Source organism: Neobacillus sp. S1115 (genome assembly GCF_055385565.1).
Genome location: NZ_AP038275.1, coordinates 453834 through 470846, shown reverse-complemented (window position 1 = coordinate 470846; position 17013 = coordinate 453834). Strand labels below are relative to the sequence as shown.

At 41.4% G+C, this 17013-nt stretch carries 16 protein-coding genes; 6 read left to right on the top strand and 10 right to left on the bottom strand.

All coding sequences use genetic code 11. The features are described from left to right. Positions 1 to 19: 19 nt before the first annotated feature. From thpD to ectA, 4 genes are all read right to left on the bottom strand, one after another. The gene (gene thpD, locus ACZ5B7_RS02390; RefSeq protein WP_464492485.1) at positions 20 to 901 is read right to left on the bottom strand and encodes an ectoine hydroxylase; all 882 of its coding nucleotides are present in this window, start codon (positions 899 to 901) and stop codon (positions 20 to 22) included. Between the two features lie 29 nt (positions 902 to 930). After that, positions 931 to 1329: an ectoine synthase gene (locus ACZ5B7_RS02385; RefSeq protein ID WP_464492484.1), complete on the bottom strand. Its 399-nt coding sequence runs from the start codon at positions 1327 to 1329 to the stop codon at positions 931 to 933. Between the two features lie 266 nt (positions 1330 to 1595). After that, positions 1596 to 2876 carry a diaminobutyrate--2-oxoglutarate transaminase gene (gene ectB, locus ACZ5B7_RS02380; RefSeq protein ID WP_464492483.1) on the bottom strand — a complete coding sequence of 427 codons (1281 nt, stop codon included), beginning with the start codon at positions 2874 to 2876 and terminating at the stop codon, positions 1596 to 1598. A 73-nt stretch (positions 2877 to 2949) separates the two neighbouring features. After that, positions 2950 to 3468 carry a diaminobutyrate acetyltransferase gene (ectA, locus tag ACZ5B7_RS02375; protein WP_464492482.1) on the bottom strand — a complete coding sequence of 173 codons (519 nt, stop codon included), beginning with the start codon at positions 3466 to 3468 and terminating at the stop codon, positions 2950 to 2952. A gap of 539 nt (positions 3469 to 4007) precedes the next feature. Between ectA and ACZ5B7_RS02370 the strand changes: the two genes are divergently transcribed. Beyond that, a complete protein-coding gene (locus tag ACZ5B7_RS02370; protein ID WP_464492481.1) occupies positions 4008 to 5465 on the top strand; it encodes a sensor histidine kinase in 1458 nt (485 codons plus the stop codon). Next, the gene (locus tag ACZ5B7_RS02365; RefSeq protein ID WP_464492480.1) at positions 5465 to 6151 is read left to right on the top strand and encodes a response regulator transcription factor; all 687 of its coding nucleotides are present in this window, start codon (positions 5465 to 5467) and stop codon (positions 6149 to 6151) included. Before ACZ5B7_RS02370 ends, ACZ5B7_RS02365 begins: the two co-directional genes overlap by 1 nt. 54 nt (positions 6152 to 6205) lie before the next feature. Here the strand turns inward: ACZ5B7_RS02365 and ACZ5B7_RS02360 are convergent, their stop codons facing one another. Both ACZ5B7_RS02360 and ACZ5B7_RS02355 read right to left on the bottom strand, forming a co-directional pair. After that, positions 6206 to 6946, bottom strand: coding sequence for a YqjF family protein (locus ACZ5B7_RS02360; protein ID WP_464492479.1), 741 nt, complete (start codon positions 6944 to 6946; stop codon positions 6206 to 6208). Positions 6947 to 7085: 139 nt separating this feature from the next. Next, complete coding sequence (locus ACZ5B7_RS02355; protein WP_464492478.1) at positions 7086 to 8213, bottom strand: GerAB/ArcD/ProY family transporter; 1128 nt, start codon at positions 8211 to 8213, stop codon at positions 7086 to 7088. A 226-nt stretch (positions 8214 to 8439) separates the two neighbouring features. On the opposite strand from ACZ5B7_RS02355, the gene ACZ5B7_RS02350 reads away from it, so the two are divergent. Continuing rightward, positions 8440 to 10008 (top strand): spore germination protein, encoded by a 1569-nt coding sequence (locus ACZ5B7_RS02350; protein ID WP_464494420.1) that lies wholly within the window; start codon positions 8440 to 8442, stop codon positions 10006 to 10008. 9 nt (positions 10009 to 10017) lie between these two features. On the opposite strand, the gene ACZ5B7_RS02345 is transcribed toward ACZ5B7_RS02350, so the two are convergent. Both ACZ5B7_RS02345 and ACZ5B7_RS02340 read right to left on the bottom strand, forming a co-directional pair. Next, positions 10018 to 11151, bottom strand: a complete 1134-nt coding sequence (locus ACZ5B7_RS02345) for a GerAB/ArcD/ProY family transporter (RefSeq protein ID WP_464492477.1) — start codon at positions 11149 to 11151, stop codon at positions 10018 to 10020. Between the two features lie 14 nt (positions 11152 to 11165). After that, positions 11166 to 11399 carry a hypothetical protein gene (locus ACZ5B7_RS02340; protein ID WP_464492476.1) on the bottom strand — a complete coding sequence of 78 codons (234 nt, stop codon included), beginning with the start codon at positions 11397 to 11399 and terminating at the stop codon, positions 11166 to 11168. Between the two features lie 239 nt (positions 11400 to 11638). Here ACZ5B7_RS02340 and ACZ5B7_RS02335 point away from each other — a divergent pair, with 239 nt between their 5' ends. Genes ACZ5B7_RS02335 through ACZ5B7_RS02325 form a run of 3 tightly spaced genes read left to right on the top strand, consistent with a single transcriptional unit; the run spans position 11639 to position 15179 of the window. Next, entirely contained in the window at positions 11639 to 12838 is a 1200-nt protein-coding gene (locus ACZ5B7_RS02335) for a Ger(x)C family spore germination protein (protein ID WP_464492475.1), read from the top strand. A gap of 18 nt (positions 12839 to 12856) precedes the next feature. Beyond that, positions 12857 to 14050: a Ger(x)C family spore germination protein gene (locus tag ACZ5B7_RS02330; protein WP_464492474.1), complete on the top strand. Its 1194-nt coding sequence runs from the start codon at positions 12857 to 12859 to the stop codon at positions 14048 to 14050. Between the two features lie 43 nt (positions 14051 to 14093). Further along, positions 14094 to 15179 (top strand): GerAB/ArcD/ProY family transporter, encoded by a 1086-nt coding sequence (locus ACZ5B7_RS02325; RefSeq protein ID WP_464492473.1) that lies wholly within the window; start codon positions 14094 to 14096, stop codon positions 15177 to 15179. A 55-nt stretch (positions 15180 to 15234) separates the two neighbouring features. On the opposite strand, the gene ACZ5B7_RS02320 is transcribed toward ACZ5B7_RS02325, so the two are convergent. Further along, on the bottom strand, positions 15235 to 16014 hold the full coding sequence (locus tag ACZ5B7_RS02320; RefSeq protein WP_423800582.1) for an SDR family NAD(P)-dependent oxidoreductase: 780 nt from the start codon (positions 16012 to 16014) through the stop codon (positions 15235 to 15237). Positions 16015 to 16406: 392 nt separating this feature from the next. Next, complete coding sequence (locus ACZ5B7_RS02315) at positions 16407 to 16943, bottom strand: response regulator (RefSeq protein ID WP_464492472.1); 537 nt, start codon at positions 16941 to 16943, stop codon at positions 16407 to 16409. Positions 16944 to 17013: the final 70 nt, after the last annotated feature.

Below are 17013 nucleotides of genomic sequence, written 5' to 3'. Positions count from 1 at the left end.
AACCTGTCCGAACACCTAATTAACTGACCGGTGTTTTTTCCCTAGACGCAATAAAGGATGGCCTTGGTGCCTGGCCCGAAAATGGGGTAACAAGCTTATTTTCCACGCTATTGTATACGAAGAATACATTGCTTCTTGGATAGGGGCTAATATTGCTATTTGAACCATGCATAATGTTGCAATCAAACAAGATGATCGAACCGGCAGGTCCTGTAGGAGCAACAATTCCTCCCTCTTCTACAAGCTTTATCAGGCTTTCATTATCAGGCACCCCTATTTCCTGTCTTTGAAGCGATGTTTCATAATTGGCCTCCGGTGTTTCCCCTACACAAGCAACAAATTTTTTGTGGGAACCAGGCACAACCATTAGCGGACCATTGTAAGGATTATTCTCGGTTAAGGCAATCGAACAGCTAATCGCCCTCATTCGCGGCATTCCGTCTTCCACATGCCATGTTTCAAAATCGGAATGCCAATAAAACTCTTTCCCGGTGAAGCCGGACTTAAAATTGATTCTGGACTGATGGATATACACTTTACTTCCGAGCAGCTGTTCCAGGATATCAACAAGCCGCTTATCTTCAGACAGGGACTTGAAGAAAGTTTCATGCTCATGGACAGCAAACACTGACCGGACTTCCTTGCTTTCGGGCTCCTGAATTACCCTATTATTTACACTGCCTTTGCTCGAATTTAAGACATTTGAAAGCTCATCCCTCATGACGGCTGTTTCGGATTCACTAAAAAACTGTTCCAGGAATAGATAGCCATTCTCCTCAAAGAACTTTAACTGCTGCGGGCTTAAGGGGCCAGGCTGCGAAATCGGAGAATAAACGACAGGATCTTTTCGTTCCACTATTGCAGGCTTATTATTTACTCTCGAAGGATATGAGTCAATCATTCAACTAAGCTCCTTTCAATAACATTTATTTAAACACGTGCTTTTTCTTCCGGCCTTGGATAGGCACCTTCTTCATCATGAGTTTCCCTGCCAGTGCACGGAGGATTAAACACACAAACCATCCGCATTTTCGTTTTGGCCGTTAGTGTATGTTTTTCATGACCATTGAGGGTATACATGGTTCCTGCTTTTATTGAATATCGTTTACCATTTGTTATATCCTCCAGTTCCCCTTCTCCCTCAATACAGTAAACCGCTTCGACATGATACTTATACCAAAAAGTTGAAACTGTACCGGCATGGATAATCGTATCGTGGAGAGAAAAACCCACTCCGTCCTTTTTTAAAAGAAAACGCCGGCTCTCCCAGGTATCTCCCGTTACATGGTCAATAGTTCCTTTTACATCATCTAAAGATTTAACAATCATTCTATATTCCTCCTATCAACATTAAGGGGCATTGCACCCCATTTTTATTTAGGCTTTTTTCTAAAAGATTGTTACTAATAAAGATTCGCAAATAAAAATTGCAAAATCGCAAACAAAAGGAGTTGATTCGCAAAAAAACTCGTAAAATCGCAAATTAAAGTGCTGGATTCACAAATAAAACCTGAAAATCCCCTGAAAAGGTGTAATATTACTCTTCGTTACGTTAATTTTATAGAAAGAATCAACAATATTTACGAAAACAGTCTTTATTTATTTAGGCTTTCTTTTACACTGGCTTCAATAATGGCAAAACCGCGCTTTAGCCCTTCTTGGTCAATGGTTAATGGCGGCATGATTTTGAATACTTCACTGTCTGGTCCGGAAGTCTCCATAATAAGACCCCTTTCAAAGGCATGCCTGCAAATCTTCTCAGCCAATCCATTGACACCACAGGCAATGCCTCTCATTAAGCCCCTGCCGCGGACCTCTCCCTGCATTTCAGGATACTTTTGTTTCAACCCCTCCAGAAACGCTTCAACCAATTCCCCTTTTTTGACTATTTCCTCGCCAAACGACTCTGTTTCCCAAAAGGTAAGTGCCTCTGCCGCTGTAATAAATGCCAGATTATGGCCCCGGAATGTTCCGTTGTGCTCACCAGGTTCCCATAGGTCATATTCCGGTTTGATCAGCGTCAAGGCCATTGGAAGCCCATACCCACTGATTGATTTTGACAAACAAACGATATCCGGCTGTATACCTGAAGGTTCAAAACTAAAGAACGGGCCGGTTCGGCCGCAGCCTGCCTGAACATCATCAACAATCAGCAGGATATCCCAGCGGCGGCAAATCCCTTCAATTCGTTTCAGCCATTCCTCATTGGCCGTATTCAAACCGCCTTCACCTTGGAGCGTTTCAAGAATTATCGCTGCGGGAAGTGCGACTCCACTTCCGTTATCTTCGAGGAAACGTTCCAAATAATCGACAGTATCGACCTCATCGCCCAAATAGCGGTCAAATGGCATTGCCACACTATTATGTAGCGGGACGCCGGCTCCATGACGTTTAAAGGAATTACCAGTGATAGACAATGAACCCAAAGTCATGCCGTGAAAGGCATTCGTAAAACTGATGACCAAATCACGACCCGTAACTTTCCTCGCAAGCTTTAGGGCGCTTTCCACGGTATTGGTCCCGGTAGGTCCTGGAAACATCACCTTATATTCCAGTCTCCTCGGCTCTAGAATAGTTTTTTGGAACCTCCTTAAAAAGTCAGCCTTTGCTTTTGTTGCCATGTCAAGACTATGGGCAATTCCATCATCGGCGATATAGCGCAGCAATTTCTCCTTCATTTTCTGAGGATTATGGCCATAATTGAGCGCTCCTGCACCCGCAAAGAAATCAATATACTCCTTGCCATTTATATCCCATAGTGTATAGCCTTTTGCTTTTTCAAACGTTACAGGGAAACTGCGAATATAGCTTCGTACAACGGATTCCATTTCTTCAAATACACGAAGCTGAGAATCAATTTCTGTAATAACTTGCATGCAACCACAACCTTTCTGAATATTCGGTCATTTTTTCTTGCAAAAAGGTACTTAAGATCAAGAAACATAATTCTTATCTAAATGGCCCAATCCGAAACATTTGCTCAGCTTCATGTCCGGGTTCCGGAAATAACTCATCAGAAAAACATTCTGAAATATTGCAGGAGCAATTCAACTGTTTTGCCAATCCCTTAAACAGGGACTGAGAGGGAATGTTTGTGGGAGATACTGTTGCTTCTAGTTTGTTAATATTTTCACATGACCTCCTGCTTAACAGCTCATGCAATAGTTTTTTTCCCAGCCCTATTCCTCGGTAAGACTCGTGAACAGCCACTTGCCAAACAAAGATGGTATCACGAGATTGAGGGGGACGGAACGCGGACACAAAGCCGATTATTCGTTGCCCATCTTCAGCAACGACACAGGTATCAGGGAAGAATTCACAAAGCATCAAATAGGAATAGGCTGAATTCAAATCTAATGTCTTGCTACTTTTGATTAATTCCCAAATGGCTGCACCATCTTCTTTCGTCGGTTTTCGAAACCGAACGGAAGCCCGTCTAACGGGTTCTGCTGTTTTTAAATCATTCAATAAGTTTACTCCTCCTTTTTTCCATTTTGCTTACATTATTAATCATAACGAGTTTAGTAAACAAACGTCAATTTGGGTTTCAGGGGATTATCGTATATAATCTGGGCTCTAATGGGCTAAGAGGAAGTCAGCGGCCTCTACTTCCAAAATCCCCCGGTTTCCTCCCAAATACTTAAATATTCAAAAAATTTATATAAATTAGCAAACAATTGTAGTTATGACTTCCTTTTACCAGGAGCAATCGGTGCATGGAAAAAGACGGATGTGGAAGAAGCAGGATAGATAGATTACGGGGGGTAATCAGTAAAAAAAGCCTAAAGATGGAGTTTTGCCCTCCTCCCTCCCCCGTAATTTAATAAATTTTTAATACCTCCTTAATAGCCTGTTTAGGCTGTTTGGTTATGATTATCTTGTTCGCCGTTTCATTGCGGAGCGGCTGCTGGTATAAGATAATATCAATATCAACCCTGGACAATAACTGGTTGGTTTTTGGACTTTTATAAGCCAAAAAGAATCTTAATAAGAAAGTAGTGGAATCGATGTCCATTAAATTAAGGCTTGTATTATCCAATCTCGCCATGATTCTTGTGCCGATTATTTTTGTTTGCTTATCCGCCGTATTAGTCGCGTTACTGTTCAAAACGGATGTTAAAGAATTACGGGCCATCTACCTCCCTCCGGAGCATTACAAGAAAATATCAATTAAAAATCAGTTTTTTATTGATTTGCACAAGGAAACCTTGAAAAATCCGGGGCTGTTCATGGATCCAGCTTATCTCGAAAATCTTGACAGCCAATTAAATCAAAAGGCCGATACCTCTTTAATTGTAAGAAAAAGCAAGCACATCATCTATTTACCCGAAAAATTAAAAGACTTAGACAAGAGTGAACTACCGCCATTTGGCCTCTTCCGGGAGATCGAACCGGTTGAGCAGGTAAATCACCAATTCGTTTCGATAAAAAAGTTGGATTTCTATTATCCTGATGGCTCCGAAGGATCCTTGTTTTTTGTCAAGGACGCAAGCGGCGTGACCAAATTTGTACGAACCTTCTTCCCGATTTTATTTACCTTATTAATTCTGGTTTTAATTGGCACGAATGGACTACTGACCTATTATGTCTCCAAAAGCATTATCCGCCCAATCCGCGGACTGCAAAAGGCTGCCCAGCGCATGAAGGAAGGCGACCTCAGCATCCCGATTCCTGTTTACTCCAAGGATGAAATCGGCCAGCTTGCCTTGGGCGTCGAGGAAATGCGGGTCAGGTTAAAGGAATCGATTGAAACACAGCTTGCCTATGAGGAAAACCGCAAAGAGCTGATTGCCAACATTTCTCATGATTTAAGAACACCGATCACGACCATCAAAGGATACATGGAAGGTATCCGTGATGGAGTTGCCAACAGCCCGGAGAAAATGGACCGTTACATGCAGACGATTCTTTCGAAAGCAAACGAGCTCGACCGTATGATTGAAGAACTCTTTTTGTACTCTAAACTGGATTTGCAGCGTCTTCCTTTTCATTTTGAAAAAATTCACTTCGACCACTATTTGGAGGATTTTGTTGAAGAGCTTCGTTTTGATGTGGAAGGAAAACGGGTTGATATTAACTTAAACATCGAAAAATCTGGGGATTATCAAGTGATTGGAGACCGTGAGAATTTGAAAAGGGTCATCACCAATATTGTCGATAATTCCTTGAAATACATTGATAAACCGGACAAAGTGTTGTCCTTTCATTTATCTACAAACGATTCCTATGTTCTTTTTAAAATGACAGATAATGGCCCTGGAATCGCAAAGGAGAGTTTATCCTTAATATTTGACCGTTTTTATCGTGCTGATTCGGCGCGGGGAACGGACAAAGGCGGAAGCGGCCTGGGCCTGTCGATTGCGAAACGAATTATTGAAGAGCACCAGGGGTCCATCTGGGCGGAAAGCCAAGAAGGACATGGAACGACGATACTTTTTACGTTGAAAAAGGCGGGTGTTGAGTAGTGAAACGCATCTTAATTATTGAAGATGATAAAAGTATTGCCGAGCTTGAACGGGATTATTTAGAAATAGAGGGATTCTCGGTTGAAATTGCCTTCACTGGAGATGGCGGACTGAAACAGGCACTGGCGGAGGATTTTGACCTCGTGTTACTCGACCTGATGCTGCCAGGAGTAGACGGGTTCCAAATTTGCAAGACCATCCGAACCGAGAAAGACATCCCCATCCTGATGGTTTCGGCGAAAAAGGAAGATATCGATAAGATTCGTGGTTTGGGGATTGGAGCAGACGATTATATCGTCAAGCCGTTTAGTCCAAGCGAGTTAGTGGCAAGAGTAAAGGCGCATCTGTCCCGTTATCAGAGACTGATCGGCAAGGTGCCGCAGAATGACAGCATCCTAATCCGCGGCCTTCGCATCGACCAAACGTCAAGAAGGGTATATATAAACGACGAAGAGATTATTTTTACCACCAAGGAATTCGATGTATTAACCTTTCTGGCCCTAAATCCAAACCGTGTCTTCAGCAAGGAGCAATTATTTGAACGGGTATGGGGGCTCGATTCCATGGGCGACATTTCCACCGTCACTGTCCATATCCGAAGGATTCGCGAAAAGATTGAAACCGACCCATCCAATCCCCAATATATCGAGACGGTTTGGGGTGCAGGGTATCGGTTTAAAGGGTAATATATATAGTATTAACGGCGAACAGTCTCCAGTACTGTTCGCCGTTTTTTACTTTCACTCATTCTTTACTCTCCTAATATTTGAAAAAATAGAATCAACCCCAGGTGAAAAATGAAGGAACGGTGCCATCTTTGGAAGGTCAAACTTAAAGGGAGAAACCAAGGTATTTTGGCAGATATCTGCTTCCGCACGGTGCAATGGCCAGGGGGCATGGTCAATCTCTCCGCAAAAAATGTTCCCTTTTGCATCGACACTGTATAGACAATATCGTTCGGTCAGCCAGTGATCAAGGGTTCCACTTTCCGCAAAATAAACTTCTGATGAAGCGCTAAACTTCCCGTCAAACCCCACTGGAGAAGAAGTGCTTTTCCGATCTTTTCTTACACTATTGTAACTAAACTCCGCTCTCTCTTCCCAAGCATGAATCTCAGAATAAAAATACGGCAGCCGGTACCACTTCCGTGCAATAGTATAGGTGGCCCAATGCGGTGCATCAAGTGATAAAAAATAGACGCCGGGCTTTCCTTTATATTTCACATAGGTCCGGACATTGATTTCCGGGAACTTTGCAAATAACGGCAGTCTCGGCAACCCGCGCAGAAAAATCCCATCCATTACAAACACAACAATCCCAATCCAGGCATATCTCTCAAACGTATCGATTTGTAACGCTTTAGGAACAAATGGCCGAATCACATCCACAGGAACGGGCCAATGGGCAAATAATAAATTCCGCCATGATTGCTTCATAATCCAATTTTTCGATACATCCTGAAAGGAATGGAGGATTTCCATACGAATTCACCCCTGCTTTTTATAGGATAAAGTCACTTTTTTCACATCACTAGTCGCCTGATCAAGCGCGACAAGATCGTCCGGAAGCAGCCAAGAACAGCAGCCAATTTATCACCATATTTTATTCGATCCTTTTTATCTAACTTTTTTGCTGGTTTGGAACATTGGCTCGTGATGAACCAAAATAATTTCGAACCCATATCACAATAAGGACTATGACAGGAATCCCGACCAATAGCGGTAAAGCAATTACATACCACATTTTAAAATAAAAAAATTCTTGATAGAGAACTTTATTCTTCGCCCCTACGATGGAGTAAATAAAGACTAGGGCAACAACTGGCAAAATCAATGGCTGATATCTTTTAAACTTAAAAATATCGGCTAACCCGATCACCACGACATAAACATACAGGAATATTTTCACGAAAAATCCAACGGCAAATGTCCCAACCACGATAGAGTCCATTCTCTGGATAATATGACCAACATTGATTTTTTCAACGGCAAGCAGCAGCGGAATTTCAACGTTCTGTGCGTTTACGCCGATTACACTAATAACCAAAAGAAAGGTCCAGGAAAGACCTAAACCACTTAACAAGACGGACAATAAACCCGTTCTTTTTACCAATTCGGGCTTATTTAAATAAGGGAAAATCATCAGGAAAAGAAAGATTTCCCCAAATGGGAAAAAGACCGTTAAGGGTACAGCCTGTTGAAGCACCGGCAGCCAACCGAACTCTAAAACCGGCTGTACATTTTTAATTTGTATAATCCCGGAAGCAATGACCGTTATATTACCAATGACGCCAAAGGCAACCATTGCACCAATTAAGATTTCTGCCGTTCTTCCTAATACTTCAATTCCTAAATAACAGCCATAAGAAACCAATAAGAGACTGATGAAAATAATAACAGGGACAGGTGTTTCAGCTAAAATATAGGTTCCCATTGTATCGCCTAAATGCCGAACGTTAAATGCACCGGCAAAGAAAAAATAACAGATATACACTAAACCAAGAGGCAGCCCGATATATTTACTAAATACCTGCACTAAAATCCCGGTAAAAGGAAGATTCGGATACCGCTTGAATATTTGAAAGTATACAAAGAAAAATAGAATGAGTGCACCAGCCATGCCAAGCGCGATTGATATCCAAGCATCCTGTTTCGCCTGCTTTCCTATACTCGTGACAATGCCGGTTCCTAATTGAAATAGAAACATAAGAGAAAACAGCTGCTTCGCATCAATCTTCGCCTTTTCCATTAAATTAATGTCCTTCCCTAAGAAACGAAATGAATATTCATTATTGTGAACTTTCAGCTGGTAAATTAAACCTACACTTCATTGTTTTATGATAACCCACGTTAAATGGAATATGCCAAATGCAAGTGGAAATAATAACCTTAAATATAATAGGAATACGAGGGACATGACCTTGAATTTTTTTAAAAGTACAAATAAAAAACCTATTAAAGACAAATGGAAAGAGATGCAAAAAGAAACGGCGAAACAGCCCGCCACGCAAAGCCAAGCGAAACAAGAAAATGACACGTTGGAGCCTGTATTAACGGATAACATCGAAAAGATTAAAGAATTATTAGGTAACAGCGACGACATTATTACGAGGGAAATCAGAATTGGCACGGATGGCAGGATTAAAGCTTGTGTCGTTTTTACAGACGGCTTGATTGATAGTCATGCTGCGCAAAACTTCATAATGGAGTCGTTAATGTATAATTTGCGCATGACAGATGTCGAAGCGGAAACCTTTACGGGTTTGAACCTTTTATCCTATTTAAAAGAAATGGTATTAACTGTCGGAGACATTCAGGATCTAGATGATTTTACGAATCTCTTGGATTCTCTTTTATCGGGTAAAGTAATTCTTTTATTTGATGGGTATTCGAAAGGCTTCTCCATTGACATGAAAGGCTGGAATCAGCGTTCTGTGGAGGAGCCAACGACTGAGACGACAATCAGGGGCCCTCGAGAAGGATTTACAGAAAATATCCGGGTTAACACTGCACTAATCAGGAGGAAAATCAAAGATCACAACCTATGGATTGAATCAAGGAAAATTGGAAAAGTATCAAAAACAATCGTCTCCATCATGTATATAAAAGGAATTGTTAATGACAAGGTAGTTGAGGAAGTACGCACGCGGCTCAATCGGATTAAGATTGACAGTATTTTAGAAACAGGTTATATTGAGGAATTAATTCAGGATGGAGTATGGACACCTTTTCCCACCATGTATCATTCGGAACGGCCAGATGCCATCGCTGCCGACCTGTTAGAGGGACGTGTTGCCATTCTGGTTGACGGCACACCCTTTGTCATGACTGTACCTATCGTGTTCGCACAGTTTTTGCAGTCACCAGAAGATTATTACAACCGGGCAGATATTACAACCCTTCTTCGCTTCTTGCGTTATATCGGTTTTTTTATCGCCTTATTAGCACCATCATTATATATTGCTATTACCACCTTTCATCAGGAAATGCTGCCAACGCAATTACTGATTACCCTTGCCGCACAGCGGGAAGGTGTTCCTTTTCCAGCCTTTATTGAAGCTCTTGCGATGGAGGTCAGCTTTGAAATATTGCGTGAAGCAGGCTTAAGAATGCCAAAAGCGATTGGCCAAGCGGTTTCCATTGTTGGAACACTTGTTATCGGCACTGCAGCGGTTGAAGCCGGATTTGTGTCAGCTGCCATGGTTATCGTTGTCGCCATTACAGCTATAGCCAGTTTTATTGTCAGTAATTATGAATTGGCCATTGCCATCAGGATGTTACGATTTCCCTTTATGGCCATCGCGGCCTCATTTGGATTATTTGGAATCATTGTCGGATTGATTGCCATGGTTCTTCATATGTGCAGCCTGCGTTCATTTGGCGTGCCTTACATGGCCCCCTTCGGCCCCTTTATCATGGATGACCAAAAGGATGCCATTTTCCGATTGCCAAGATGGGCTATGTCTAAACGGCCCCGTTTAATCAGTCAAAATAATAACGTACGCGAAGTCACTCCTGCACCAAAACCTCCCGAAAAAGAATGAAAGCTGCCTTCACGTCAAAGGCAGCTTTTTTCTCTTTTTTCCAAACCTAATACATTTCCTTAATCCATGAATTATTAATAATAATAAAGGAAGAGCAAGTCCATATATCAAAGAATAAACAGTCCAAATTTCATAGTCAAATTTTGCTGAATGGGTAACATTGGGATGTGAAAAAAGGGACATTATCACCATAATCATCCCTAGAGGAAATGTAAACGGCCTATAATCTTTTATGTTTAAGCTTTGTACCAAACTGATGATAGCTGCATAAAAATAAAGGGACATCTTAAAAAAAAGTGTTATAAACCACATAAACGCCAAGACGGCTTCAATCCGCTGCAAAAAATCCCCTATCTTGATCATCCTTGCTAAATTATAACTAGGATACATCTGTCTAGCGCTTGCTTCAGGACCCAAAACTAAAATAGTCAGTGTAATCAAGATGATTAAACAAACTCCTGCTATACCGATTGCCATAAAAAAAAGTTTCTCAGCTGCCCTTGGCTGCTTCACAGAAATAGGAAAAAGCATCAATAATACAATCGATGGGAATGAGAAATTGCTTAAATAAAGGAACACAGAACGGATCATTGGTTTTATTCCCGAGATAAGTATCGGATCGAGGTTTTGCAGTTTCCATAAATCAGGGGTTAATAATATTGATCCTACCAGCAATACGAACAAAAAAATAAATACAGGAAAAAACAGTTCTGCCGAGCGTGCAAGCGTTTCAAGACCAAGACGGATTCCCATCAATAAGATGCACGCGAGAACAATATGGATTGCTTCTATTGGAGTGTGGGGCATGATCTGGGTGGTAAGGAAAGTACCTGCGTAATACAATAGATCTGATGCAGCAATGTAAGCAAAGAAAAAAAATGAAAGGGAAATAATTTTACCTGCCCACTTACCGAAGAGTGTTTCTATGATTCCAGCCAGTGTCATCGCAGGGAATATCCTGCCTATCATGACATATAAAGCAACGATCAAACAACTAATGACTGTACCGATAATGGCTGTTATCCAGGCATCCTGTTTTACCACATTAGCAAGGCTGCCAGGTATCACTAAGATCGTCGTACCCACAGAAAACAAAATAACTAGAATCGCAAATTGCCGTGCGCTTATTTTAAGATTTTCCATTACTTTCACCCAACCTATTTCAGCAAGCCATTTATAACATTACTCATTGGCTGGAGAACCATTCTGATCCCATTCAAAGGGTTCGGAATGTTCAAATTCAGGCTATGTGCTACGCCTAACCCAACGGCCAAAACCATTAAGACGGAAAATACCCATAGCTCTTTTGTTAACTTTTTTTTTCGCAATTTAGGAATTTCAAAAGCAAAAATCATAATGGCTGCCACTATTGTAATTGCAACTCCAAGCATTTGAATGACTTCCTCTCATTCACTGTTATCCTGTCTATTCCCTACTCTTCGTTTCATTACTCATACTCACTCGCCATCCATTCTTAACTTATTTTATACATAATAAACGGTGCGAATCGCATTTGTTGGTCTTGATTGAATTTTCTCTTTGAGAAATAAAACATCCTGCCATTTGCCCGCTTAAAAAACCAAATTTTGGGGAGCATATAACTAGCTTACAGGCTTAAAGGAGTAATGGCATGAACCGAAAATTCCTTTTACTTGCTTCCATTTGCTCCCTTATTCTTCTCACTTCCTGTTGGAACCGAAGAGAATTAAATCAGCTTGGCATTGTGATTGGAATGGGAATTGATAAAGTAGATGGTCAATTCCTAGTGACGACACAAGTCGTAAATCCCAGTGAAATTGCAGCATCCACAGGCAGCGGCGGCAATTCTCCTGTGGTTGTTTACCAACAAAAAGGGGCTACATTATTCGAGGCAATCAGAAGAATGACAAACGAATCACCACGAAAACTATATTTTTCACATCTACGTCTGCTCGTGTTTGGTGAAGAAATTGCAACAAAAGGGATTGGTAAGTCATTAGACTTTTTGACAAGGGACCCTGAATTGCGGACTGACTTTTATATTACTATCGCTAAAAACAGCGAAGCAGGGGATGTATTAAAAGTCTTAACTGCGATAGAAAAAATCCCAGTCCAGCAATTATATGATTCGCTTCTAACCTCGGAGAAACAGTGGTCACCAACCCTGCCCGTTACATTGGATCAATTGAATTCAGAATTAATAGAAAAAGGGAAGGATTCCAAATTAACTGGGCTTATGATAAAGGGTCCGCTGCAGGCGGGTGAAAGTCTGGGGAAATATCAGCAATCAGAAGCAGAAACCTACTTGCAATATGATGAGGTTGGCGTGTTTAAAAAGGATCAATTAATAGGATGGCTAGGCACGGACGAAAGCAAAGGCCTCAACTACGCTTTAGGGAATGTCAAAAGTACGATAATAACCGTACCCTGTCCTGAAAAAGGGGTCGTAGGCATTAAGCTGCTTCATACAAAAACAGAGTTAAAAACAAAGGTTTCAAGCAGCAAGCCAAAAGGAAACATAAAAATTACGGCAGTGGGAAGGTTGGCAGATGTATACTGTAAGACACTCGATTTAAGTAAACCGGAAACCATCAGCCAGTTAGAACGAAAAGCAGAGAAAAAATTGAAAGATAACATTCTTAATGCTCTACATGCTTCGCAAAAGAAATATAAACTCGATCCATTTGGTTTCGGTGAAGCAGCACGCCGTGATAACCCGGATTATTGGCATTCGGTCAAGGAAGATTGGCAGAAAATTTTTGAAAAAATGCCGGTAAATGTAGAAGTTACTGTAAAAATACATGATGTAGGAATGATTAAGAACTCTCCTTTAAATTTCATGAAGGACTAATCGCATTGGAGGAATGAGATGGACCGAAAAACCCTTATACTCCTACTTTTCAGTTCTATCCTCCTTTCTGGCTGCTGGAACAAACGGGAATTAAATGAACTGTCTATTGTATTAGGATTGGGGCTTGATAAAGATCAGGATCAATATGTTTTGACTGCCCAGGTAGTCAATCCGAGTGAAATTGCCTCCAAGAAAGGCGGAAGCGGCAAAGCGCCAGTGGTCGTTTATCAAAGCAAAGGTGACACAATATTTGAAGCAGCAAGAAAAGTTACAACAGCTTCCCCAAGAAAGCTTTATTTTGCGCACCTGCGAATCCTGGTCTTCGGAGAGAAATTGGCAAAGGAAGGAATTGGCGAAACCATTGACGCTCTTTTAAGGGAACCGGAAGTACGAAATGATTTTTACATAACAGTAGCCAAAAATGCGAAAGCAGCAGATGTCTTAAAGGTATTAACTCCGTTAGAAAAAATTCCAGCTAATAACTTGTTTAACTCTCTCGAGGCATCAGCGAAAGCTTGGGCGCCAACGGAAGGTGTTACATTAGATAAACTTGTTAATAACATGGTGAGTGATGGAATGAATCCTATTCTAACAGGTGTTGAAATTAAAGGAAATGTAAATGAAGGGGCAAATCTTAAAAATACAGAACGGACAAAACCGAAAACAACTCTGGAATATAAAGGAATGGCGATTTTCAAACAGGATAAACTGATTGGATGGTTAAATGAAAGGGATAGTAGGGATGTTCATTATACCTTAGGAAAAGTGAAGAGCAGTGTAGGACATGTAAGATGTCCGCAGGGTGGAAAAGCCGTCATAGAGGTATTGGGCGTAAAATCCAAACTTACTGCAAAAATGATAAATGGGAAGCCTCAAGGGTCGGTAAGGATCAAAGTGCGAGGAAATGTCGGAGAAGTTGATTGCAAAGGATTAGATTTAACAAACCCCAAATCTATTTCTTATTTAGAAAAAGCATCAGAAATAGCCCTTAAAGAAAATATAAAATTGACGATAGAGCATGTTCAAAAAAATTATCAAATTGATATTTTCGGTTTCGGGGAAGCACTTTATCGCTCAGAACCTGATGCTTGGAAGAAATATAAAAAGGATTGGAATCAAACATTTTCCGAAATGCCTGTTACCGTTAAGGTTGATATGACGATTCAGCAAACTGGAACCATCAATAATTCGCCTCTTAATAATATGAAATAGGTCTTAAAGGTTGTCACCCCTTTGGGAAAAGTGAGGAACTCGCATGCTTGAAAAGGGTAAAATATCACCTCATCAATTTACCATAATGATTGCTTCATTTATAGTCGGCGGCAGTGTATTGTATGTCCCATCAGGACTTATCCATACTGCGAAACAAGATGCCTGGCTGGCTAGTATTCTAGTGGTCGGGCTCGGGCTGTTACTCGTCTATATGCTCAATGCACTGGGAAGCAGTTTTCCAAATATGAACTTTGCTCAATATTGTGAAAAAATATTAGGAAAATGGCCTGGAAAATTCGTTTCCCTCTTATATTTCTTTTATTTTTTCTTAAGTACCGCTACTTTTGTGCGACAATTCGGTGATTTTGTGATTATCCAGCTTCTCAAGGATACACCCCTTTTAGCGGTTCATATTCTTCTCATTGTCATTATGATAATGGGCGTCCGTTACGGCCTAGAGCCCTTTTCTCGTGCGATAGGAATTTTCTTTCCGTATATTTTTTTACTTTTTGTATTGTTTATCCTTTCACTCTTCCCGATGATTCAATTTCATCAGCTCCAGCCAGTGTTGGACAATGGATTAAAACCTATAATGGGTACAGCTGTGAAAGCCCTTGGAACCCCTTATTTGCAATTGGTGTTATTTTTAATGGTCTTCCCTGCTGTAAACCAGACAAAACCCGCTAAAAAGTCTTTTTTGCTTGGGACATTAATCGGAGGAAGTGTGTTAGCGCTTGTCACTTTATTATGCATTTTGTGTTTCGGGGCGCTTTTCTCTGAACACCAGCAATTTATCACCTATGTACTAGCACTCAATATCAATATCGGCGGCTTTTGGCAGCGTATTGAAGCGTTGATGGCATTCATCTGGTTCATTACCATTTATATTAAAATCACCCTTTATTTCTATGGATCGGTTATATGCCTGGGCCAAATTTTAAAATTAAAGGAATATAAATCTTTAACGTTTCCTCTAGGGTTCATCACGCTATTTCTCTCTCTTATTATCAATAAGAATATTGTTGAATCCGACCAACAAGCCGATTGGTGGACAGCCTTTTCCCTGCCTTTCGGTCTTTTGATCCCGTTATTGTTACTCATATTAAGTAAAGTTAGAAAAAAAGCTTGAGGAAGCAAGAGGCACCTAATCCGAATTTGGTTTAGGTGCCTTTTTCTTTTCCCGATTATAACGTTCCAGCAAGTCCTCCGTCGATATTAACCGCTACCCCTGAAACATATGAGGCGGCATCAGAAACAAGGAAGGAAATCACTTTCGCTGCTTCTTCCGTATTTCCGATGCGGCCTAGTGGAATTTGCCGGTCTTTCCTTGAAAACTCTTCCCATGATAGATCTGGCGCTTGGTTTTTCCACATTTTTTCGATTTGCTCACTTCGAATCAGACCAATACAAACGGTATTGACGCGGATATTGTCCTTGCCCAGGTCTTTACTCATGGCTTTAGTAAGAGCCATCCCTGCTGCCCTGCTGACCGATGTTGGCAGCGAAGAGGCAGGCGGAGTTTTCCCAGAGATGGCCGTGACATTGACGATAGCCCCGCCCCCTGCCTGACGCATATATGGCACGGCATAGCGTGAACAATGAATCGCCCCGAATAGTTTTAAATCTAGATCCTGCTGCCAAAGCTCCGTTTCCACTTTTTCGAATGGGTGGGCTTGTGACGTACCGGCATTGTTCACCAAAATATCCAGCCGCCCATATTTTTCAACAGCTGCTTGGACCAGTTTCTGACAATCCTCTTCCTTCGTAACATCCGCCACAACGTATAGTACTTCTTTTCCGGTCTTTTCAAAAATAAACGCAGCAGCCTCTTGTAAACGGTCCTCGTTTCTGGCACAAATCGTGACTTCTGCACCTTCTCCCACTAAATAAAGGGCCGTTTCCAAGCCAATCCCTTTGCTTGCCCCCGTAATGATGGCAGATTTCCCTATTAAACCTAATTCCATAATAGTGTTCCCCTTTCTCATTCACTTTTTATCCTTCACCTTAATGATACAGAAAAAATGAATAAGTTGGTATTTTCGGGACTCTAGGCTCCTACAACGGTATTTGTCGAACTGAAGCTGATATATCAAAGCAGTTTTTTGCATAAATATATACCCATTACCATTTTCCTGTAGAAAGGGGGAATTTTTTTGATGGATGTCTGCATTTCTTGCGGAATGGAATTATCAATCATGGAGCGCAACAGGGCCGAATGCTGGGAGTGCAGGGATAAGAAGACGACTGAGGTTTACGCCGAAGAGGAAGATTAGTTGTGCAGTCATGTGACTAAACCTAAAGACTCGCTGCCAAAAATCAAGAGACACCTACCAATTCGACAGGTGTCTCTTACTGTTTATCCAGCGGTTAATTTCATTTTTTCTATGATTGCCGAAAAATAGTTCCGGACCGTTCCCTTTTTGTTTGATGGCTGATTTGATGTGTCTGTGATTGGACTACCATCGAGACAGTTTGACTCCTCTGTTTCTAGCTTGGTATCGGGTTCATCCTTTAGCTCCGGAGCGTAAATCCGCTCTCCCCTCATGATGCTGCGAATCGAACCGGCCAGCTCCTCACTCGGACTGTCCTTCAATAAATAGCCTGTTACACCCGCCTTTAGGGCACGCTTCCAGTAACCTGCTCTTGCAAAAGTTGTTAGAATGATGACCTTACAGCCCGCCGACATTAAAGATTCAGCAACTTCAAGGCCATTCTTCCCAGGCATCTCTACATCCATAATACAAATATCCGGTTTTAAGCGGTGCACGAGTGTCAGTGCTTCTTCCCCGTTACTGGCCTGCCCTGCCACTTCCATGTCCTCTTCCAGGTTAAGCAGGGAACCAATGACTCCTAACAGCATTTCCTGATCCTCTAAGATGACGATTCTGATCATTTTGTTCCCTCCTTGACGGCACCTGCCATTATGCAAAGACTCCCCAAAAAGAAACGGGGAGTCAGCCAAT